The organism is Chryseobacterium sp. C-71 (assembly GCF_020911865.1).
Lineage (GTDB): Bacteria > Bacteroidota > Bacteroidia > Flavobacteriales > Weeksellaceae > Chryseobacterium.
Genome location: NZ_CP087131.1, coordinates 544,917 through 567,496, shown reverse-complemented (window position 1 = coordinate 567,496; position 22,580 = coordinate 544,917). Strand labels below are relative to the sequence as shown.

Below are 22,580 nucleotides of genomic sequence, written 5' to 3'. Positions count from 1 at the left end.
CTCTAAATGATAAGTTAAAAGAGTAAATGAATTTCATTTGCTCTTTTTTTGTCTCGATTTTTCAATAATCAATTATAGATTAACAATAATATTTTTTTGGCGCCTTTTCCGCCCTCCATTCCCGCTTTTTTTCTTTCATTGCGAACATAAGGAAGTCATTTACTACAAATTTTGCCCAATCGCAATGAAAGAAAAAAGAGCTCCACTCAGGTCGGGGCGTGTGCAATTCTACGGGTAAGAAGGATTTCCATAATGAAAATCTCGCCTTTTTTCTGATTGATATTAAGATTTTTTCAACTCCTCCTTAAGTTGATTTCTAGACTTTTAATGAATTTACATCATTTTTAATTTTATGAATAGATTTATTTGGTATATTTATTATTCTATTACCAAAAAAATATTAAACTATGGATCTATTTTATTTAGTGCCAATTTTTGGTGTTATCGCATTACTCTACACATTTCTCCAAAGCAATTGGGTAACCAAGCAAAACGCAGGAAATGAACGAATGAAAGTCATTAGCGGACACATCGCTGACGGCGCAATGGCTTTTCTGAAAGCCGAATACAAAATTTTAGCTTACTTCGTCGTCATTGTCGCCATTCTTCTGGCTGTTATGGGAACGACAAATTCAAATTCTCACTGGAGCATCAGTATTGCTTTTGTGATTGGTGCGGTATTTTCTGCTCTGGCAGGATTTATAGGAATGAAAATCGCAACAAAAGCCAATGTAAGAACTGCTGAAGCGGCAAAAACTTCATTGTCGAAAGCATTAAAGGTTTCTTTTGCCGGAGGTTCGGTGATGGGAATGGGGGTTGCCGGATTAGCAGTTTTAGGATTAGGCTCGCTCTATTTAATTATTAAACAGATTTTTGCTCCCGACGCAATGGTCGATTCTCATGAAATGGAAAGAACCATCGAAATCCTAACCGGATTTTCTCTAGGTGCAGAATCAATCGCTCTTTTTGCAAGAGTTGGAGGTGGAATTTACACAAAAGCAGCCGATGTAGGAGCTGATTTAGTAGGAAAAGTGGAAGCAGGAATTCCTGAAGACGATCCTAGAAACCCTGCAACCATTGCAGATAATGTCGGGGATAATGTAGGAGATGTTGCCGGAATGGGTGCCGATTTATTTGGTTCTTATGTAGCAACAGTTTTGGCAACGATGGTTTTAGGGCGTGAAACGATGTCGGACGATGCGTTCGGAGGTTTTGCACCAATTCTTTTACCGATGTTGATCGCAGGAACGGGAATTATATTTTCAATGATCGGAACGCTATTCGTTAAAATTAATGATGATGAAGATTCTTCTACATCAAGTGTTCAAAATGCTTTAAACCTTGGAAACTGGGGAAGTATTGTCATCACGGCAATTTCATCTTATTTTTTAGTTAATTATTTATTACCCGAAACCATGATTTTACGTGGTTTAGAATTTACCAAAATGGGAGTTTTCGGAGCCATTATGGTTGGTTTGGTTGTAGGAACTTTGATGAGTATCATCACAGAATACTACACAGCAATGGGCAAAAGACCGGTTAAAAGTATTGTCAAACAATCTTCTACAGGTCACGCTACCAATATCATCGGCGGACTTTCTGTTGGGATGGAATCTACATTTTTACCTATTATTGTTTTAGCTGGAGGTATTTATGGTTCATATTTGTGTGCCGGATTATATGGGGTTGCAATCGCAGCTGCAGGAATGATGGCTACAACAGCGATGCAGTTAGCAATTGATGCATTCGGACCGATTGCTGATAATGCAGGTGGAATCGCCGAAATGAGCGAATTACCAAAAGAAGTTCGTGAGAAAACAGATATTTTAGATGCCGTAGGAAATACAACTGCAGCTACAGGAAAAGGTTTTGCCATTGCTTCAGCGGCATTGACAGCTTTAGCTTTATTTGCAGCTTTTGTAGGCATTGCGGGAATTGATGGCATTGATATTTACAGGGCAGACGTTCTCGCAGGATTATTTGTCGGTGGAATGATTCCGTTTATCTTTTCATCATTGGCAATTACAGCGGTTGGACAAGCCGCAATGGCAATGGTGGAAGAAGTAAGAAGACAATTCAGAGAAATACCAGGAATTTTAGAAGGAAAAGCAGAACCCGAATATGAAAAATGTGTTGCTATTTCTACAGAGGCTTCACTTAGAAAGATGATGCTTCCGGGAGCAATTGCTATTATTTCACCTCTTTTGGTTGGATTTATTTTTGGCCCAGAAGTTTTGGGTGGATTTTTGGCGGGAGCAACAGTTTGCGGAGTTTTAATGGGAATGTTCCAAAACAATGCAGGCGGAGCTTGGGATAATGCTAAAAAATCATTTGAAAAAGGAGCAAAAATAAACGGAGAAACGTATTACAAAGGTTCAGAACCACATAAAGCTTCTGTAACCGGAGACACTGTAGGAGATCCTTTTAAAGATACTTCTGGACCATCGATGAACATTTTAATTAAATTAATGTCGATTGTTTCATTGGTGATTGCGCCAACTTTAGCAGTAATGCACAAAGATAAAATTGAAGCCAACAGACAAGCTAAAATTGAAAGTCTAACAGGAATGGCAGCTGTTAATTCAGTAAACCAAAACACTGCAGGTGTGAACGCTGTAGTTGCTCCACAAGAGATAATGGGTCAGCTGAATGAAAATGGTGATTTTGTGTATAATACAGGAGCCATTCAGGAAGTTAAACTGAAAGGTGGAAAAACCATTTCTTTAGGAAACCAAAGCCAGCTTTATGTAATGTATGATCAGATTAAAAATAATAAGCAGACAGTTTTAGATCCAAATTCTTGGTACACGATTGAAAACTTATATTTTGAAACGGGTTCAAGTGATTTAAAAGCAGGTTCAGAAGCTCAATTGATGAATTTGGCGGAAATTTTAAATGCTTATCCTAATCTTAAAATAAAGTTAGGCGGCTACACAGATAATTCAGGCAGTGAGGAAGCCAACAAGCAATTATCTAATCTGAGAGCACAAACCACAAAGCTTAAATTATTAGAATTAGGAATTGCTGCGGACAGAGTAGAAGCCGAAGGTTATGGCTCACAATATCCTGTTTGTGAAGCCAATGACACCGATGAATGTATGGCGCAAAACAGAAGGATTGATGTAAGAGTTTTGTCCTTATAATTAAAATATAACTTCAATAAAAATTAAACACCGCAAATTATATGCGGTGTTTTTTTATCTGTGAAAATCTGTTGATCTATGGGAATCTTTATAAATTCTTTCTCAAATGATCCAAAGCCTGAATAATCACGTCGTCTTTTTTAGCAAAACTAAACCTTATGTAATCTGAATCTTGTTTTGAATTATAAAACGCAGAAAGAGGTAAGCAGGATACTTTTTTTTCAATCGTAAGCCATTTTGTAAATTCAACATCGGTCATGCTTTTTGAAATATTTCTGAAATTCACCAATTGGAAAAAACCACCTTCAGATTTTTGCTCTATTTGCAATGGTGTATCTTTAATTAATTCGTTAAAAATATCTCTTTTATTCTGCATGATTTTTTGATTGTCAGACTGATCAAAAACCTCTAAATATTTTGCAATGGCGTACTGGCAAGGTGCATTTGAACTGTAAGAAATATATTGTTGGTGACATCTGAAATTATCAAGCAGTTCTTCTGACGCTAAAAGATAACTCACTTTCCAGCCGGTTGCATGAAACATTTTACCAAAAGAAAAAATAGAGAATGTTCTTTTCTTAAGTTCAGAATGAAGAAACGGACTGTAATGCTCAATTTCATCATAACAATAAATATCATAAATTTCTTCTGAGATCAAATAAATTTCCTGATTTTTAATCAATTGATAAAGTTGTTCCCAATCAGATGCCGTCCATGTTTTTCCTGTAGGATTCTGCGGAGAATTAATGATGATTGCTTTTGTCTTCTCTGAAATACAATTTTGAAGTTTCTCCCAATTTATTGCAAAATCATTATCAAGATCATAATATACAGGAACTCCTCCATTGAGGACAATAGACGGAGCATAAGTATAGTAAGATGGCTGGATGACAATCACTTCATCACCAGGATTCAATATAGATTTTAATGAAGTATAAAGAGCAAATGTAGAACAGGGAACTATATTAACTTCCTCTTTTTTTAATACTAAGCTGTTCGTTCTTTTTAAATTAAATTTAAGGATATTTTCTATAAGCAAAGGGCTTCCTGAGAGCGATTCATAACTGTGACTGATGATGTCGGCTGATTCTTTGAGATAATAGCGTAAGCGAGGGTCAATCTCAAAATCGGGTAGGCCTAATGACAAATCGTAGCTCTGATGTCTTGAAGCAAGTTCAGACATTTCGGTGAAAAATTTAAAATCATTAAATCCGTAATTTTTTTTCATCTCGTTGATCAAATTTATAAAATTGATTCTTAGTTAAAGTTAAATTATTTTTATTATTTTTAGAAAAATAATTTACGAATGAAAAAATTTCTGATTCCTATATTGTCTATCGTTGTTTTATCAAGCTGCGGAACTTCAAAAGTTGCCACAAACGGTCAAAATACGTCGAACTCAGCCAGTTCAAGTTTGTCTAAAACTGACAAGGCATTTCAGTCTGCTTATCAAAACATTAAGCTTGAAGATTTAAAGAGAAATCTTTATGTAATCGCATCTGATGAAATGGGTGGTCGAGACACAGGAAGTGCGGGTCAGAAGAAAGCAGGAGAGTATATGATTAATTATTATAAAAGTCTCGGGATCTCATTTCCAAAAACTTTAGGCTCATACTACCAGAAAGTTCCTTCTGAATATATGAAGAAAAGAGGTGGTGAAGACTTACCTGATTCAGAAAATATTTTAGCATTCATTGAAGGGAGCGAAAAGCCTGAAGAAATCATCGTGGTTTCTGCACATTATGATCACGTAGGAACACAAAATGGGGTAGTTTACAATGGTGCTGACGACGATGGAAGCGGAACGGTTGCCGTGATGGAAATCGCAAAAGCTTTTCAAAGTGCTAAAAAAGCTGGAAACGGACCCAAAAGATCTATTTTATTTCTTCATGTAACCGGCGAAGAGCACGGACTTTTCGGTTCTGAATATTATTCTGATAATCCGGTTTTTCCTTTAGCGAATACGGTTGTTGATTTAAATATCGATATGATTGGCCGTGATGATCCTGAGAACAGAGGCAAAAATTATGTTTATGTAATTGGATCTGAAATGCTAAGCTCTGAGCTAAAAGTGATTAATGAAGCCGCAAACAAAAAGACGGTCAATTTAGAATTGAATTATAAATATGACGACCCGAAAGATCCTCAGAGATTATATTACAGATCAGATCATTATAATTTTGCTAAAAATAATATTCCTGTAGCATTTTATTTTGACGGAATTCATGAAGATTATCATAAACCAACGGACGACGTTGAAAAAATAGACTACTCGATGTTACAAAAAAGAACTCAATTGGTTTTTGCTACGGCTTGGGAAATTGCCAACAGAGAAGCAAGAATTGTGGTTGATAAAAAATAATTTGAGCTCAATATTTACATTAAACCTATAAGAATTTTCTTGTAGGTTTTTTAAACTTAAATTTAAAATGATTATACGAGAAGCCAATATCGAAGATATTCCACAGATACAGATGGTAAGAAATGTTGTGAAAGAAAACACATTGTCTGATCCCAATCTGGTTACTAATCAGGATTGTGAAGAATTTCTGACAGTAAGAGGCAAGGGCTGGGTTTGTGAAATTGATGATATGATTGTAGGATTTTCGATTGTAGATTTAAAAGAAAATAATATCTGGGCATTATTTCTTCATCCAGATTTTGAAAATCAGGGTATCGGCAGAAAATTACATGATATAATGCTCAATTGGTATTTCTCTAAAACAAGTGAAACCGTTTGGCTGGGTACATCACCCAAGACAAGAGCAGAAATCTTTTACAGAAAATCTGGCTGGCAAGAAAAGGGAATGCACGGCAAAGAAATTAAATTTGAAATGAATTTTGATAACTGGAAAAATAAAACAGAGATAAAATGAAACAAACTATAAAATCAATCCGACCTTTTATAGGATCTAAAAATTTTGAAGAAAGTAGAGCTTTTTACAGAGATTTGGGCTTTGAAGAAATGGTTCTCGAAAACAACTTTTCGGTATTTAAAAAACAGGAAATCGCTTTCTATCTTCAGGATTATTATGCAAAAGAATGGATAGAAAACACCATGATTTTCATCGAAGTAGAAAATACTGACGAGTTCTACAAAGAACTTTTATCACTCAATTTACCCGAAAAGTATGCAAGCTCAAAGCTCTCTCCAATTCGCACAATGGATTGGGGTAAAGAATGTTTTCTTCATGACCCGGCAGGCATTTTATGGCATTTTGGAGAGTTTTTCAATAAAGATTAAATCATGATTTACGCATTTGATACTTATTACTACGAAGACTTTGCAAAAACGGTGTGTATAGCTTTTGAAGATTGGAGTTCAGAACAAGAGAACGAAATTTTTAATGAAAAAACAAAAATTACTGCAGAGTACGAAAGCGGTGCGTTTTATAAAAGAGAGCTTCCTTGTATTTTAAGTTTATTAGAAAAAATTCAATTAAAACCAAATGACATCATCATTGTTGATGGTTATGTTACTTTGAATGATGAAGGAAAAATTGGTTTGGGCGGTTATCTTTTTGAAGTCCTGAACAGGAAATTCCCTGTCATCGGAATTGCCAAAAACGGATTTTCTTCTCCCGATTCAAAGAGGAGGGAAGTTTTTCGGGGAGAAAGCAAAACGCCTTTGTTCCTAACTTCAATCGGAATCGACGTTGATGAAGTACAAAAGAAGGTTGAGAAAATGCATGGTCATTTTAGATTTCCGACTTTATTAAAAAAACTTGATCAACTGACGAGAGAAGAATAATATTTTAGAGTTTATAATTTTTATAAAAAGTTTGGTTTATCTGTCTTAAACTTTATTTTTGCGAAAAATAAGTACAAATGAAGAAAATAATCACATCAACCTGTTTTCAAAAGAAAAACCTTTAGGTAAATCTAAACAGAAGGATGATGACAAAAAAGAATCTGCCCTTTAGAGGCAGACTCAGTAGATAGATCTCATTTTTTTTAATTAGACAACAACAAAAAAGCACAGCCGACGATGCTGTGCTTTAAATTTATTTCAAATTTAATTGCAATTCCGAAAACGAAGAGAGCAAAAATTGATTTCATTTCAGTTTTATTACATAGTAAATGTAAGAATATTTTTAATACGCAATATCAATTTAATGTTAAAATTAACAACTTATCCACATTTTTTTGTGGATAACATTATATTAATTAAGCTTTTCAGCAATATACTTCGCCGTATGCGACTTTTTATTTTTCGCTAAATCTTCCGGCGTTCCAGCAAAAACAACTTCTCCACCATACTTTCCGGCTTCCGGACCAATGTCGATGATGTGATCGGCAGATTTCATAATATCGGGTTGATGTTCAATAACAATTACTGAATGTCCAAGGTCGATTAAAGCCTGCAGAGACTTCAATAACTTCTGAATATCATGAAAATGCAATCCCGTCGAAGGCTCATCAAAAATAAACAAAGTCTTATCTGTTGTCACACCTTTGACAAGGAATGAAGCCAGTTTCACACGTTGCGCTTCACCTCCGGAGAGGGTAGACGAGCTTTGTCCCAACTGCAGATATCCCAAACCAACTTCCTGAAGCGGAGTCAGTTTTGTAACGATTTTATCTTCTTTATTATCTTTAAAAAATGTCAGCGCTTCATCAACCGTCATGTGAAGAATATCCGAAATATTTTTTTCGTCAAATCTTACTTCGAGAATTTCATTTTTGAAACGTGTTCCTTTACAAACTTCACATTCCAGCTCGATATCAGCCATAAACTGCATCGAAACATTGATTACGCCTTCACCTTTACATTCGTCACATCTTCCGCCATCAACGTTGAAAGAAAAATGTTTCGGTTTGTAACCCATCATTTTCGAAACTTTCTGCTTAGAATATAAATCTCTGATGTCGTCATACGCTTTCAGATACGTCACAGGATTTGAGCGCGATGATTTTCCGATAGGATTTTGATCGATTAATTCAATATGCTTCACCAGTTTTTTTGGGAATTCCACAGAATCATAATCACCTTTTTTTCCGCCCATTCCCAGCTGAATCTGAATGTCATTAGTAAGAATTTCCTTCATCAAAGTAGATTTTCCACTTCCGGAAACTCCCGAAATCACAACCAGACTTTCTAAAGGTACATCAACATCAATGTTTTTCAGATTGTTCGTTCTAGCTCCTTTGATATGAATAAATTCTTTTGCTTTTCTACGTTTCTCCGGAACTTTGATCTCTAATCTTCCTGTAAGATATTTTGAAGTCAGCGTATCTGCATCTTTCAATTCTTTATAATCTCCGGCGAACACCAATTCACCACCTAAATAACCCGCTTCCGGACCAATATCGATGATGTAATCTGCTGCTCTCATCACATCTTCGTCATGTTCTACAACGATTACGGTATTTCCTAAATCTCGAAGATTTTTTAAAACTCCAATCAAATTTTCGGTATCACGAGAGTGTAATCCTATCGATGGTTCATCCAGAATATAAATAGAACCTACCAAAGAACTTCCCAAACTTGTGGCAAGGTTAATTCTCTGACTTTCTCCACCGGAAAGCGTGTTGGATGTTCTGTTAATCGATAAATATCCTAAACCAACTTTCAGTAGAAACTCAAGTCGGGTAGTGATTTCGTATAATAATCTTTTAGCAATATCCTTATCGTGTTGAGATAATTTTAAGCTGTTGATCATCGGAGACAACTCATCCAAAGGAAGCTCAATCATCGACTGAATATTGTGACCGTCAATTTTCACCCAAGTCGTTTCTTCACGCAAACGTAAACCTTCACAAGTCGGGCAAAGTGTTTTTCCACGATAACGAGACAGCATCACACGGTACTGGATTTTATATAAATTCTCCTCAAGCATTGCGAAGAAATTATTCAAAGAAGGGAAGGTCTTACTTCCATCACCTTTCCAAAGATAATTTTTCTGCTCTTTGGTTAATTGATGATAAGGCTTATGAATAGGGAAGTCTTTTGCTTTTTTAATGAAATCTTTTTTCCATTCGCTCATTGTTTCACCTTTCCATGATGCAATTGCATCTTCAAAAACAGATAAAGCTTTATTTGGAATGACTAAATCTTCATCAATCCCAATTACTTTTCCATAACCTTCACAGGTCGGACAAGCACCGTAAGGATTATTAAAACTGAAAAAATGAACATTTGGTTCAAGAAATTCCAACCCGTCAAGCTCAAATTTATTAGAGAACTCTTTACTTTCCGCTGTTTCAATATTTTTTAATGAACAATATCCTCGACCTTCGTAAAAAGCCATTTGGATGGAATCTGCCAAACGCTGAAGAAAACTTTCATCATCTTCATAAGAAAAACGGTCGATGACCAAATTGATCACCATTCCTTTTTCAGGCGCAAATCCGAAACTTTCCAGATCTTCAATTCCGGCAACATTTCCGTTAACTTCCAATCTTGTGAAACCTGCAAGCTTTAAAATATTTAAATTTTCAGTAAAATTTTCTAGATCATATTCCAAAGGAGCGGTTAAGAGAAATGCGGTGTCGCTTTTTGCTGATTTAATGTAATCAATCACATCAGAAACTGAATCTTTTTTTACTTCATCGCCGGAAACCGGAGAAAAAGTTCTCCCGATTCTTGCAAAAAGAAGCTTCATGTAATCGTAAATTTCTGTGGAAGTTCCTACCGTAGAACGTGGATTTGAAGAAATTACTTTCTGCTGGATGGCTATCGATGGTGCCAAACCTTTAATGTCGTCAACTTTAGGTTTTTCAAGTTTACCTAAAAACTGACGTGCATAAGAACTCAAACTTTCAACATAACGTCTTTGTCCCTCAGCATAAATCGTATCAAATGCCAAAGAAGATTTTCCACTTCCGGAAACTCCTGTAATGACGATTAATTTATTTTTCGGGATTAATACATCGATGTGTTTCAGGTTGTTAAGATGTGCATTCTTAACGAAAACCTGTTTTTTTATATCTATTTCTGTAATTGGAGCCATAGTAAAATTAAGACCAACAAAAATACGAAATTTTGACGGATTTAATTAAAATAAATCAACTGTGAAATAAGGATATTTAATGAATTTTTGTTTTTTAAAATACTTTATAAAATGATATCTTCAAAATATGATATTTTTAGAATTAATAACACTTTACTATTGTTTGATATATTTTTTTATTGTAAAATTGTTCTATTAAATCAGTGTTAAAAATGAGAGAATTTTTCAGACATTTGTATACACATTTAATGAGAAAAAGATAATTTACGTTTTAAAATTCCCCTTTAAAGATGCACATTGCTGCATCTTTTTTCATGACATCTATCATTTGCTACTTAGATAAAGTCTCCTAATTTTGGAAACTTCAAAAACAAACTAAAAGTAAGATGAACAAAAAACTACTCGCAGCTTTTTTTCTGGCCGGAATATACAGTGTAGACGCTCAGGAAAAAACAACCGAAATCGATTCTATAGAAATTCAGGGAAAATTCATTTCAACTCCATATAAAAATGCCAATCAAAATATTTCTGTTATTACGAAAGCAGATATTTTAAATTCCCCGGCAACCAGCATCGACGAAATCCTTCAGCAAATTCCGGGAATGGATATCAGAAGGAGAGGAGCCAATGGTGTGCAAAGTGATATAGGTTTTCGTGGTAGTTCGTTTGAGCAGGTTCTTTTACTACTCAACGGGATCAGAATGAATGATTCTCAGACCGGTCACAATTCTCTGAATGTTCCTGTAGATTTGGAAGATGTTGAGAGAATTGAAATCATTAAAGGTCCTGCAGCAAGACGTTTTGGGCAAAATGCTTATGCAGGAGCCATTAATATTATTACAAAAGCCAATCCCGGAAAACGAGTAAAAATAAGAGCAGAAGGTGGTGATTATGAAACGTATGGTCTTGGTTTAAATGCCAATTTTGGAAATGAAAAATTTTCAAACTTATTGCAGGCAAACTCAAATTCTTCACAAGGGTATAGACACAATACAGATTTTGAAATGAAAAATGTTTTCTATCAGAATCAATTAAAAATAAAAGACGGAAGTATCAGATTACAAGCGGGTATTTCAGAGAAAAAATTCGGGGCAAATGGTTTTTATTCTTCGCCAAATGCCACAGAACAATATGAAGAACTTCAGGCTTCTATCGTGAGTTTGTCTCATCAGCAAAGCTTTGGTAAGTTTAAATTAAACTCGAATGTGTATTGGAGAAGAGGTCAGGATATGTACCTTTTCAACAGAGAAAAGCCTGAGATTTACAGAAATATGCACATCGGAAACAATGTAGGTGGGGAAGTGAATTCAAGCTATACTTCAAATTTGGGAACGACCGGATTGGGTGTTGAATTGAGAAAAGAGTTTTTGGCAAGTAACAATTTAGGCCACAGAGAACGATTTGTTTCTCAGGTTTTCTTTGAACATCATTTTTCTTTATTAGATAAAAAACTGAACATTACACCGGGAATTTCGTGGGCAAATTATTCTAACGAAGGCAACTTCTTTTATCCTGGATTAGATGTCGGATATTCTTTTTACGAGAACAACAAAATATACGGAAATATCTCAAAAGTACACCGAGTGCCAACTTTTACCGACCTTTATTATACCAGCAAAACAGAACAGGGAAATGAAAACTTGCTACCTGAAAGTGCAGTTTATGCAGAAGTTGGGTATCAATATCAGAACAAAACTATTTTAGGAAAAGTAAGTGGTTTCTACAGAGGCTCATCGGATGCTATCGATTGGGTTAAAAACTCTTTACAAGATCCTATTTGGTATGCAAAGAATGTCGGTGATACAGAAATTAAAGGTATTGAAGCTGAATTGAGTCATCAGATTTTCGATTGGATGAAATATACTCTGGGTTACACTTATTTAGATAATAAATTTAAAGAATTCAATGACGGATATTCGAGATATGTTCTTGATAATCTGAAACATCAAGTTGTCGCAAAATTGCAGACCAAATTCTTGAAATACTTTACGAACGAATTGGTTTACAGATATAACGACCGTGTAAATTTGGGAAGTTATAACCTTTTGGATGAAAAATTAAGCTTTAATAAAAATGATTTTTCTGTTTACGTTTTGGTAAATAATGTGACTGATTCAAAATATACAGAAACTTTTGGCGTGCCGATGCCTCAAAGATGGTTTCACCTTGGTTTCATGTACAATATTAATATTAAGTAAACTTAACATTACGGCATTGTTAAATCGTTTACTTTTGCAAAAATTTTTTGGATGAAACTTCTTACAAGTCTTGGTTTTGTTTTGATGATGAGCTTTTTAAACGCTCAGGAACATATTTCCTCTTTCAATGCGTTGACCGTGACCTATAAGTTTCATCCAAAATTTTTCTTATATGCTGAAGGTCAAATGAGAGGTATAGAAGAATATACCTATCCCGATTATTACGAAATTAAAGGTGGTTTAGGGTACAACCTTACTAAAAGTCACAAACCATTTGTTGGTTTAGGGAGATATGCAACGTATAAAGATCATGCAATCGATAAAGAAGAATTCAGGGTTTGGCTACAGGATATTATTGATTTCAAAAAGGGAATTGTGAAATTTGAAAACCGTTTCAGAGCAGAAAAATCTTGGTTTTATGAGCCAAAAACCGATAAGAACTCTGAGAGAATGCGTTACCGTTACCGTTTGAATATTTCAGTTCCTTTAAATGCTAAAAAGATAGAGCCAGGAACTGTATTTGCAAACGTATATGATGAAGTTTTCTTTGTAACTCCTATGAAACCAACATTTGCCAGAAACAGACTATATGGCGGTTTTGGATATCAAGCTGATGAAACTTTCGGTATTGTAAGCGGCTATCTTTGGCAGAGAGAATTTGATGCAAAAGGAAATAAAAACGTTCACTTCGTTTATTTAGCCCTAAACATCAACATCGACGGAACAAAAAGCGAGGAAACAAAAACATATCATTTCCCAGGAGCAGATTAATATTTTTCAGAAAGATAGCGGTAAGCTTTTAGATATTTGTTGAATCTGTGAATGTCTTTTGAGGTCAATTCGCGGTTTACTCTACGCAAATCCATATTATCACGAAGATCATTTAACTTCACTGCAACGGCAAGAGGAGATCTTTCAGTTCTTTTTACAAAGTCATCATAGATTTCATCATCATCATATTTCGTAAGACAGCTGATTGCATAAAGAATATATTCTGGGAAACCTTCGTTTCTTAAATAAGCAAGGCTGAAATCTTCAGGGTTATCTTCTACAACGTCATGCAAAACTCCTACAATTTTCTCATCCATTGTCTTTCCATATTCCATGACACGCATTACGTGGGCAATGTATGGAGCGTGGTATTTGTCTTTCTGTCCTTTATGTGCTTTATCGGCAATTTTTATGGCTTTATGTAGCAGTTCTTCTTTTGTCATCTTGTAAAATAGAGTACAAAAATATAAAACAGCCATTACAAATTCTATATATTTCTAAATAATTTTAGAATATGTTATCAACAATCAAATGATTTTGAAAATTACTTTGCTGCCAGTTTTTTAGCTTTTAAAGAATCTAATGGATTAAAGATCTTAAATTGGGTATTACTCTTTACCGTTGCTTTCAAACTTGAATAAATTTTAGGATTGTCTGGTTTAGCAACCGGCATTTTATACAATTTCACCAAGCTGCTGTCTATAGAAGTCGGTTCAGTTTCAGGAATAATTGGCGAATTGAAATTGTGAAGATCCAAACTGTCTCTTTTTAATGGCTCAATCAGCGAGGTTTGAGCCGATAATAAACCTGACAGGAAGATAAGTGAACCGAAAATAATTTTCATAAAAATTTGTTTGATTTAAAATTATAAAAATATTTCAATATAAAGATGTGAATATCAAAAAAAATCTAAATAGAATTTTATTGCTTTAAAAAAAGAATTTATAGTTTTGCAAATAAATGATGAAATTGTACTACCTGCTTATATATTCTAAATGAAGTGGTAAAATCATAAATTCATCTGAATATGCTTTTGATTAATCAAATTTTGAAAATATATGCACCACAATTTACTCCTTATTCTTTTCCTTCTTTTTGCCGTGATGATGCTTGTTTTACTGGCGAAAAAATTAAAAGTTGCTTATCCTGTATTTTTAGTGATTGCAGGTTTGGCGATTAGCTTTATTCCGGGAATTCCTGTTTTGAAGCTTGATCCGGATATTATTTTCCTTCTTTTTCTGCCACCACTTTTGTATGAAGCCGCTTGGTATACCTCCTGGACAGATTTTTGGAAATGGAAAAGACCAATCACACTTTTGGCTTTCGGGCTTGTATTTTTCACTTCGTTGGTTGTAGCGTATATTTCATCATCCATGATTCCAGGATTTACTCTGGCTTTAGGATTTTTATTAGGTGGAATTGTTTCTCCTCCTGATGCAGTGGCAGCTGCAACCGTAATGAAAGGCTTAAAAATCCCGAAAAGATTATTGACTATTTTGGAAGGTGAAAGTTTAGTGAATGATGCAGCTTCGTTGATTGTCTTTCGTTTTGCTTTAGCTGCGGTTCTTACAGGAACATTTTCTATGCAACAGGCAACCGGACAGTTCTTTCTTGTTGCAGGAATGGGCGTTGTGGTAGGAATAATTGGTGGAAATGTAATGTATGCAATTCATCGTTTTTTACCAACCAATCCTGCTATTGATGCAGCATTGACAGTCATGACTCCTTACATTCTTTTTTTAGCAGCAGAACAGTTTCATTTTTCTGGAGTGATGGCGGTTGTTTCCGGAGGATTATTTATTTCTTGGCGTTCGCACGAGCTTTTCAAAACAGGAAGTACAAGATTAAATATGCTTGGAGTTTGGACGACGATGATTTTTGTGATGAATGCTTTAGTGTTCATTCTCATCGGATTAGAACTTCCCGAAATTGTACAGGGATTAGGAAGTCATTTGGTTTTCAAAGGTTTAAAATATGGAATCATTATAAGTTTGATTGTAATTGCCTTACGATTTTTGTGGGTTTATCCTGCTGCTCATATTCCAAGGTTTTTGTTTAAAAGTATCAGGAAAAATGAGCCAAGCCCCGGCTGGAAAGGCCCATTAATTACGAGCTACGCAGGAATGCGAGGTGTGGTTTCTTTGGCTACTGCTTTATCAATTCCGATCTATCTAGATGATAAAGGAACTTTATTTCCGGAAAGACACATGATTATTTTCATCACGTTTGTGGTCATTTTTATTACCTTGGTTTTCCAGGGATTAACGCTTCCATTAATTATTAAATGGATTAATATTGACGAAATTGATAGTAAAATTCCTGAAGATCAGCAGAGAAAAAAAATTCAGATTCGCTTGGATGAATTAGGTTTAAATTACATCAATGAAAATTATCAGACAGAAATTTTCCAGAATGATCTGATTGAATATTATAAAAATAGCCTCGAAAACGAGATTTCAAACAATCAAAAAAGTTTTGATTCTGTAGAATGCCGTGATACAAAAAAAGATGAAGTAGAGCAGTACCATCACTTGCTTTTAGAAATTTATGCACTTCAGAGAAAGGAGTTATTTAAAATGAGAAAACACAAAGAATTTGAAGATTCAGAAATCAGAAAAGCCGAATTGCAGATTGATCTGAATGATTTGAAAGTAACCGGAAATGAACATTAAAGAGGATTTAAGTTCATTTTTTAATTTAACATGAAAAACATTTTCACATTAATTTCTTCAATGAAGAAGATGCTCTTCTGAAAATTTTCGATGGCAGATACGCTGATAGATTTGCTCCTCAAGTTTTAGCTTTTTTGAAAACAGATGCTGTTTCATTTGATTAAATATCAAACCAAGGAGAATAAAAACTAAAATTAATTAGACTAATCAAAAAATATATTCTATTTTTGAATTTAACAATTAAAAATAATAAACGATGAAATGGTATTTAAAAGTATTAAAACAGTACGCTGATTTTAGCGGAAGAGCAAGGAGAACAGAATATTGGATGTATCTCTTATTTAATATTATTTTTTTATTCGCCGCAGCAATTTTGGATAATATTTTAGGTTTAAAATTTTCCCCAGAAATCCCTTATGGATTTATTTATATGATTTATGCTTTGGCAGTTTTTATTCCTGGGTTGGCAGTTACTGTAAGAAGATTGCATGATGTGGATAAAAGCGGCTGGTTCGTATTAATTGCATTTATTCCATTGGTGGGAGCGATTTGGTTATTAATACTTTACTGTACAGAAGGAACTCCGGGAACTAATCAATACGGTGTAAACCCAAAAGAAAACTTCAACGAGATCAACGAAATTGGTCAGAAAAATATTTAATTCTACAAAAAATCCCGAAAATATTTTCGGGATTTTTTATTCAAATATTTATAAAAGCGTTTCAGAAATCTGGAGCGCTTTATCTTTTAAACTAAGCTTAATAATGCCCTTTTGCAATAAAATGTGCAGCCACTTTTTCAGTTAGTCCTACAACATTCGGATGGTTGGTATATTTTGTAAATCTTCTTAATCCTGAAAGCATCATTCTTTGTTCGTCGCCTTCTGCGAAAGAAACGATTCCTTCTTTGGCAGCTGAGACTATTTTTTCGATTGCTTTATAAAGATTCAACTGAGCCATTGCAACTTCTACAGAATCAGCAGAGAAATGTTTTTCAGCTCTTAAAACTGCAGATTCTGCCATGTAGATCTGGTTAAGAATTTCGGAAGCATTTAATAATAAATGTTGTTGTTTCTCAATATCCATCATATATTTTTGAAGTGCAGCTCCTGAAACCATTAAAAATACTTTTTTAAGATTTGCCAAAATTGCTTTTTCCTCGCTCATCAATTCAGAATAATCAGGAACTTCAAATGATGGAATTCCCATCAATTCTTTAGAAATTGCCATTGCCGGAGAAAGTAAATCCAATTCACCTTTCATTGCTTTTTTGATCAGCATTCCTACAGCCAAAAGACGATTGATTTCGTTGGTTCCCTCATAGATTCTTCCAATTCTTGCATCTCTCCATGCAGCTTCCATTGGAGTATCTTCTGAGAATCCCATTCCACCATAAATCTGAATTCCTTCATCGGCAGTAACCTGAGTAAGATCTGAAACGAAAACTTTAAGAATAGAAGCTTCTACTGCGAACTCTTCCACACCTTTCAATTCAGCTTGTTGATGATTCATTCCTCCAGAAACCAATTCTTCAATCTTGTCTTCAACATTTTTTGCCAAGCGGTAAGAACCAGCTTCACTCACGAAAACTCCGGTTGCCATTTCTGCCAATTTCTTTCTGATGGCACCGAAAGTTGAAATAGAAACCCCAAATTGTTTTCTTTCATTTGAATATTGAATCGAATGGTTTAAGATTCTTCTTTGTCCGTCAAGGTTTGCAGCAGCTAATTTAATTCTACCAACATTCAATGCATTCAAGGCGATTTTAAAACCATTGTTTCTTTCACCCAGCATATTTTCAACAGGAATTTTCATGTCATTGAAGAAAACCTGACGAGTAGAAGACGAACGGATCCCTAATTTATGCTCTTCTTCACCAAAAGTTAAGCTGTTTGGATCTTCCAATTCTGAACGGTTGATCACAAAACCTGTAATGTTTTTGTCATCATCAATTTTTGCAAACAATGTGAAAGTATCTGCAAACCCTGCGTTTGAAATCCACATTTTTTGTCCGTTGATGATATAATGCTTTCCATCCTCTGACAATTTTGCTCTTGTTTTCCCTGAATTTGCGTCTGAACCAGCATCCGGCTCAGTCAAGCAATAAGCTCCGAATTTTGTACCTGTCGCCAGATCCGGAAGATATTTCTTTTTCAATTCTTCACTTCCGTAAAGAAGAGTGGGTAATGTTCCAATTCCAGTGTGTGCTCCGTAAGCTGTTGCTAATGAACCGTTTCCTCCTGAAACGTAATCGCAAGCCAACATTGTACTTACGAATCCCATTCCAAGACCGCCGTATTCTTCAGGCACGGTGATTCCCAGAAGTCCCATTTCGCCTAATTTGCGCATGGTTTCTTCAGTGAGTGCATAATCTTTTTTCTCAAAACGATCATGATGCGGAATTACTTCTCTGTCGATAAATTCTTTCGCAGAATCACGAAGCATTTTTTGTTCTTCTGAAAGTTCTTCTAAAGTGAAGATTTCGTTTGCAGGAATTTCTTTGATAAGGAATTCGCCGCCTTTTAGTGTTTTATCAAGTGTATCACTCATTTTTTTATTTTTTTAGATTATAAAAGTTCGAAAATTGAAGCTGCTCCTTGTCCTGTTCCCACACACATTGAAACCATTCCGTATTTATTTCCGCGTTTTCTCATTTCGTCAAGAAGCTGAACGGTTAATTTCGTTCCCGTACACCCAAGAGGATGACCAAGAGCGATGGCACCACCATTGACATTTAAAATATCAGGATTTAAGCCTAATTCTTTTTTAATTGCAACTGATTGAGAAGCAAATGCTTCATTTAATTCAATCAATTCAATATCTTTTAATTCTAGACCAGCTTGCTTTAGTGCTTTTGGAATGGCATAAATTGGTCCCATTCCCATGATTCTTGGCTCAAGTCCGGCCGCAGCGTACGCAACCAATCTTGCTTCAGGTTCCAAACCTAATTCTTTGACCATTTCTTCAGACATTACGATTACGAAAGCCGCTCCGTCACTCATTTGAGAAGAATTCCCAGCTGTCACACTTCCTCCGTTTGCAAAAACGGGTTTTAATTTAGCTAAACCTTCCAAAGAAGTGTCTAATCTTGGACCTTCATCTACAGAAAAATCAAACTTTTTAGTCTGCATTTTCTGATTTTCATCCAAGAAATTATATTCTACAGGAATTGGTATGATTTGATTCGCAAATTTACTTTCCTGATTTGCTCTCAAAGCTTTCTGATGAGATTCAAAAGCAAATTGATCTTGTTCTTCACGAGAAATGTTAAATTGTTTGGCAACTTCTTCCGCAGTATAACCCATTCCCCAATAATAGTCAGGGTTTGTTTTTGCAATTTCCGTTTCTGGAACAGGTTTGTAACCACCCATCGGAATGTAAGACATTGATTCTGTACCACCTGCAATGATACAATCTGCCATTCCTGCTTGAATTTTTGCTGAAGCAATTGCAATCGCTTCACTTCCTGATGCGCAATATCTATTCACAGTAACTCCCGGAACTTTGTCGGTATTTAATCCCATCAAAGAAATTAAACGTGCCACATTTAAGCCTTGTTCAGCTTCCGGCATTGCGTTTCCTACGATTAAATCGTCAACTCTGTCTTTGTCTAGTTGTGGAACGGCTGCCATCAGTTTTTCGATTACTGTTGCTGCCATTACGTCGGGACGCGTGAAGCGGAGTGAGCCTTTTGGCGCTTTTCCAACGGCGGTTCTAAAACCTTTTATAATGTATGCTTGTTTTGACATTTGTTTATTAATTAAAAATTAGTTTAAAAATTTTTGCCTCGTAGAGGAAAACTGTTAATAGCCATTTGTTTGTGTGTTGCAGAGCTCCGTAGGAGCGACCTGTTAATGTCATTCAATCCATTCAAACAAATATTTCGGATCATAATCTATTTCAAATCTTTCCAAAAAATCCAAATATTCGTTTTTAAATGTTTTGGTTTTATGATGTTCTTCTTGATTCAAAATGTATTTCACAATCGAATCTACACTGCTTTTAGAATAAGAAAATGCTCCATATCCTTCCTGCCAATTAAATTTTTCGTTCATCCACTTATTATCATTAATAAATTTTGAAGAACCTGCTTTAATATCTCTAACCAAATCTGAAATCGTAATCGTTGGCCTCATACTTACAAGGATGTGAACATGGTCAGGCATTGCAAAAACAGCAAATAATTTTTGACCTCGGTTTGAAACAATTCCCGTAATAAATTTATGTAATTCTTCTCTGTTTTCTTTTGAAATCAGGTTTTGTCTTCCTTTAACAGCGAAAACAATTTGAATATAAATTTGGGTGTAGGTGTTTGCCATAATTAACAGACCGCTCCTACGGAGCTAAATTAAAAATTGGTTCTACATTCTATTAACAGGTCGCTCCTACGGTACAGAGCTTTCCTTAATTTCTCAACGGTTTTCCTTTCTGTAACATAAACTGAATTCTCTCTAAAGTTTTTCTTTCACCACAAAGTTGTAAGAACGTTTCTCTTTCAAGATTTAGTAAATATTGTTCGGTAACCACAGTTGGTTCAGAAAGATTTCCACCTACCAGAACGTTCGCCAATTTATCAGCAATCAATTTATCGTGTTCTGAAATATATTTTCCTGTTAACATTTGGTCAGTTCCAACATAGAACATTCCAAGAGCATCTTTACCAAGAACTTTTACTGTTTGTTCGATCGGTTGAGTGTAACCATGTTCAGCTAAACTCTTTGCCATCATCTTTGCCGTCATAATCTGACGTTTTTTATCAACTACGACTACATCTTTTCCTTTTTCAAGAATTCCCATATCGTAAGCTTCATAGGCAGAAGTGGCAACTTTCCCCATTGCAATGTTCATGAAGGCTTCACGAAGTCTGTTGTTTTTTACATCATCACTATGGAACTCTCTTGAAGTTCTCAAAGCAAACTCTTTCGTTCCACCGCCGCCGGGAATAACTCCAACTCCAGTTTCTACCAATCCAATATAAGTTTCTGCTGCTGCGACAACTCGATCTGCGTGCATAGTCATTTCGCAACCGCCGCCCAAAGTCATTCCGTGAGGAGCCACTACAACTGGAATTGAAGAATAACGAACCCTCATCATCGATTTCTGGAAATAAGCAATGGCCATATTCAAATCATCCCAATCCTGCTCAATCGCCATCATTAAAATCATCGCTAAATTGGCTCCAACAGAGAAATTGGTTCCCTGATTTCCGATAACTAAACCATCATATTCTTTTTCGGCTAAATCGATGGCTCTGTTTAATCCATCTAAAACTTCACCACCCAAAGAATTCATTTTAGAACGGATTTCAAAATTGATAATTCCATCGCCCAAATCTTCAATCGATGAACCTGAATTGCTCCAAAGTGTTTTGTTTTTTCTGATATTATCTAAAATAATAAATGATTCCTGACCCGGAATATTGTTGTAGTTTCCTGAGTTTTTATCGAAGAAAATACTTTGTCCGTCCTCGTTAACTTTATAGAAAGATTCTACATTCTTAACCCAATCTGAAACTTCATAACCAGCTTCTGTAGCCAATTCAATTCCTTTTTGAACTCCAACTGCGTCCCAAATTTCGAAAGGTCCGTTTTCCCAACCAAAACCTGCTCTCATGGCATCATCAATTTTGTAAACTTCATCAGAGATTTCAGGAACTTTATGAGAAACGTAAGCGAATAATGCGCCTAAAGATTTTCTGTATAATTCTCCGGCTTTATCTTTTCCGCCAATTAAGACTTTAAAACGGTCAATTGGCTTGTCAATATTTTTAGTTAATTCTAAAGTAGGGAAGGAAGATTTACCTTGAAGTTCGTATTCTAAAGTGTCAAGATTTAAACCGTGAATTTCAGATTTTCCGTCAGCACTTTTCACTTTCTTGTAGAAACCTTGCTCGGTTTTTGAACCCAACCACTTGTTATCTACCATTTTCTGAATATAATCAGGAAGAGCAAAAACATTGTTGAAATCATTTGCTTCAGCCCCGCTGTTACGAACACCGTTTGCAACCATTACCAAAGTATCAAGACCGACAACATCGGCAGTTCGGAACGTTGCAGACTTCGGACGACCGATAATCGGACCTGTTAATTTATCAACATCAGAAACATTGAAACCTAATTTCTGAACATTATGAAGCAAATCCATCATCGAGAAAACTCCGATTCTGTTGGCGATAAATGCCGGAGTATCTTTTGCTAAAACGGTGGTTTTGCCTAAAAATTTAGCTCCGTAAGACATGTAGAAATCTGCAATTTCCGGATCAGTATCAGTTGTTGGAATAACTTCTAAGAGTGGAAGATATCTTACAGGATTAAAAAAGTGCGTTCCAGCAAAATATTTTTTGAAATCATCACTTCTTCCTTCAACCAACATATTAATTGGAATTCCGGAAGTGTTGGAAGAAACCAAAGTTCCAGGTTTTCTGAACTGTTCGATTTTCTCGTAAACCGATTTTTTGATGTCCAGTTTTTCAACGACAACTTCTATAATCCAGTCGGTATCTTTTATTCTCTTTAAATCATCATCAAAGTTTCCTACTTTAATACGCTCCGCAAATTTCGGAGAATAGAGTAGTGCAGGGCTGGCTTTTTTAAGTTTTTCAAAGTTTTCGGAAGCAATTCTGTTACGAACTGCCTTGTCATCTTTGGTCAAACCTTTTTTCTGCTCGGCTTCATTCAATTCAAATGGAACAATATCGAGCAATGAAACCTGCACGCCAATATTGGCAAAATGCGCAGCAATACCGCTTCCCATGATTCCTGAACCTAAAACCGTTACGTGTTTGATTCGTCTTTTCATTAATATTTTATTTTAGTTATTATCGCTTAGTTTTAATCTTTCTAGT

The 22,580-nt window shown here is 35.3% G+C and carries 17 protein-coding genes; 9 read left to right on the top strand and 8 right to left on the bottom strand.

All coding sequences use genetic code 11. The features are described 5' to 3' along the window. Positions 1-407: 407 nt before the first annotated feature. Positions 408-3,143 (top strand): sodium-translocating pyrophosphatase, encoded by a 2,736-nt coding sequence (locus LNP04_RS02485; protein ID WP_229985009.1) that lies wholly within the window; start codon positions 408-410, stop codon positions 3,141-3,143. Between the two features lie 88 nt (positions 3,144-3,231). On the opposite strand, the gene LNP04_RS02480 is transcribed toward LNP04_RS02485, so the two are convergent. Then, complete coding sequence (locus tag LNP04_RS02480; RefSeq protein ID WP_229985008.1) at positions 3,232-4,371, bottom strand: aminotransferase class I/II-fold pyridoxal phosphate-dependent enzyme; 1,140 nt, start codon at positions 4,369-4,371, stop codon at positions 3,232-3,234. A 78-nt stretch (positions 4,372-4,449) separates the two neighbouring features. Between LNP04_RS02480 and LNP04_RS02475 the strand changes: the two genes are divergently transcribed. The 4 genes from LNP04_RS02475 to LNP04_RS02460 all read left to right on the top strand — a co-directional run bounded on the left by LNP04_RS02475 (position 4,450) and on the right by LNP04_RS02460 (position 6,894). Continuing rightward, positions 4,450-5,505, top strand: coding sequence for a M28 family metallopeptidase (locus LNP04_RS02475; RefSeq protein ID WP_229985007.1), 1,056 nt, complete (start codon positions 4,450-4,452; stop codon positions 5,503-5,505). 67 nt (positions 5,506-5,572) lie between these two features. After that, positions 5,573-6,019, top strand: coding sequence for a GNAT family N-acetyltransferase (locus LNP04_RS02470; RefSeq protein WP_229985006.1), 447 nt, complete (start codon positions 5,573-5,575; stop codon positions 6,017-6,019). Further along, a complete protein-coding gene (locus LNP04_RS02465; RefSeq protein WP_229985005.1) occupies positions 6,016-6,387 on the top strand; it encodes a glyoxalase in 372 nt (123 codons plus the stop codon). Before LNP04_RS02470 ends, LNP04_RS02465 begins: the two co-directional genes overlap by 4 nt. A 3-nt stretch (positions 6,388-6,390) precedes the next feature. Continuing rightward, entirely contained in the window at positions 6,391-6,894 is a 504-nt protein-coding gene (locus tag LNP04_RS02460) for an endonuclease V (protein ID WP_229985004.1), read from the top strand. Positions 6,895-7,306: 412 nt separating this feature from the next. Here the strand turns inward: LNP04_RS02460 and uvrA are convergent, their stop codons facing one another. After that, positions 7,307-10,096 carry an excinuclease ABC subunit UvrA gene (uvrA, locus tag LNP04_RS02455; RefSeq protein WP_229985003.1) on the bottom strand — a complete coding sequence of 930 codons (2,790 nt, stop codon included), beginning with the start codon at positions 10,094-10,096 and terminating at the stop codon, positions 7,307-7,309. A 386-nt stretch (positions 10,097-10,482) separates the two neighbouring features. Here uvrA and LNP04_RS02450 point away from each other — a divergent pair, with 386 nt between their 5' ends. Together LNP04_RS02450 and LNP04_RS02445 are read left to right on the top strand one after the other, a co-directional pair. Beyond that, positions 10,483-12,294, top strand: a complete 1,812-nt coding sequence (locus LNP04_RS02450; RefSeq protein ID WP_229985002.1) for a TonB-dependent siderophore receptor — start codon at positions 10,483-10,485, stop codon at positions 12,292-12,294. Positions 12,295-12,345: 51 nt separating this feature from the next. Then, a complete protein-coding gene (locus LNP04_RS02445) occupies positions 12,346-13,065 on the top strand; it encodes a DUF2490 domain-containing protein (protein ID WP_229985001.1) in 720 nt (239 codons plus the stop codon). Here LNP04_RS02445 and LNP04_RS02440 read toward each other — a convergent pair. Together LNP04_RS02440 and LNP04_RS02435 are read right to left on the bottom strand one after the other, a co-directional pair. Then, complete coding sequence (locus LNP04_RS02440; RefSeq protein ID WP_229985000.1) at positions 13,062-13,508, bottom strand: phosphohydrolase; 447 nt, start codon at positions 13,506-13,508, stop codon at positions 13,062-13,064. The two genes, LNP04_RS02445 and LNP04_RS02440, sit on opposite strands and share 4 nt — an antisense overlap. A gap of 101 nt (positions 13,509-13,609) precedes the next feature. Further along, entirely contained in the window at positions 13,610-13,909 is a 300-nt protein-coding gene (locus LNP04_RS02435; protein WP_229984999.1) for a hypothetical protein, read from the bottom strand. Between the two features lie 214 nt (positions 13,910-14,123). Between LNP04_RS02435 and LNP04_RS02430 the strand changes: the two genes are divergently transcribed. After that, positions 14,124-15,737 (top strand): Na+/H+ antiporter, encoded by a 1,614-nt coding sequence (locus LNP04_RS02430; RefSeq protein WP_229984998.1) that lies wholly within the window; start codon positions 14,124-14,126, stop codon positions 15,735-15,737. Positions 15,738-15,993: 256 nt separating this feature from the next. After that, positions 15,994-16,398: a DUF805 domain-containing protein gene (locus LNP04_RS02425; protein ID WP_229984997.1), complete on the top strand. Its 405-nt coding sequence runs from the start codon at positions 15,994-15,996 to the stop codon at positions 16,396-16,398. A 97-nt stretch (positions 16,399-16,495) separates the two neighbouring features. On the opposite strand, the gene LNP04_RS02420 is transcribed toward LNP04_RS02425, so the two are convergent. From LNP04_RS02420 to LNP04_RS02405, 4 genes are all read right to left on the bottom strand, one after another. Continuing rightward, on the bottom strand, positions 16,496-18,286 hold the full coding sequence (locus LNP04_RS02420) for an acyl-CoA dehydrogenase family protein (protein ID WP_229984996.1): 1,791 nt from the start codon (positions 18,284-18,286) through the stop codon (positions 16,496-16,498). 17 nt (positions 18,287-18,303) lie between these two features. Then, positions 18,304-19,485, bottom strand: coding sequence for an acetyl-CoA C-acyltransferase (locus LNP04_RS02415; protein ID WP_229984995.1), 1,182 nt, complete (start codon positions 19,483-19,485; stop codon positions 18,304-18,306). A 108-nt stretch (positions 19,486-19,593) separates the two neighbouring features. Beyond that, the gene (gene tnpA / locus LNP04_RS02410; protein ID WP_229984994.1) at positions 19,594-20,055 is read right to left on the bottom strand and encodes an IS200/IS605 family transposase; all 462 of its coding nucleotides are present in this window, start codon (positions 20,053-20,055) and stop codon (positions 19,594-19,596) included. A gap of 85 nt (positions 20,056-20,140) precedes the next feature. Continuing rightward, positions 20,141-22,534 (bottom strand): 3-hydroxyacyl-CoA dehydrogenase/enoyl-CoA hydratase family protein, encoded by a 2,394-nt coding sequence (locus LNP04_RS02405; RefSeq protein WP_229984993.1) that lies wholly within the window; start codon positions 22,532-22,534, stop codon positions 20,141-20,143. Between the last annotated feature and the right edge of the window lie 46 nt (positions 22,535-22,580).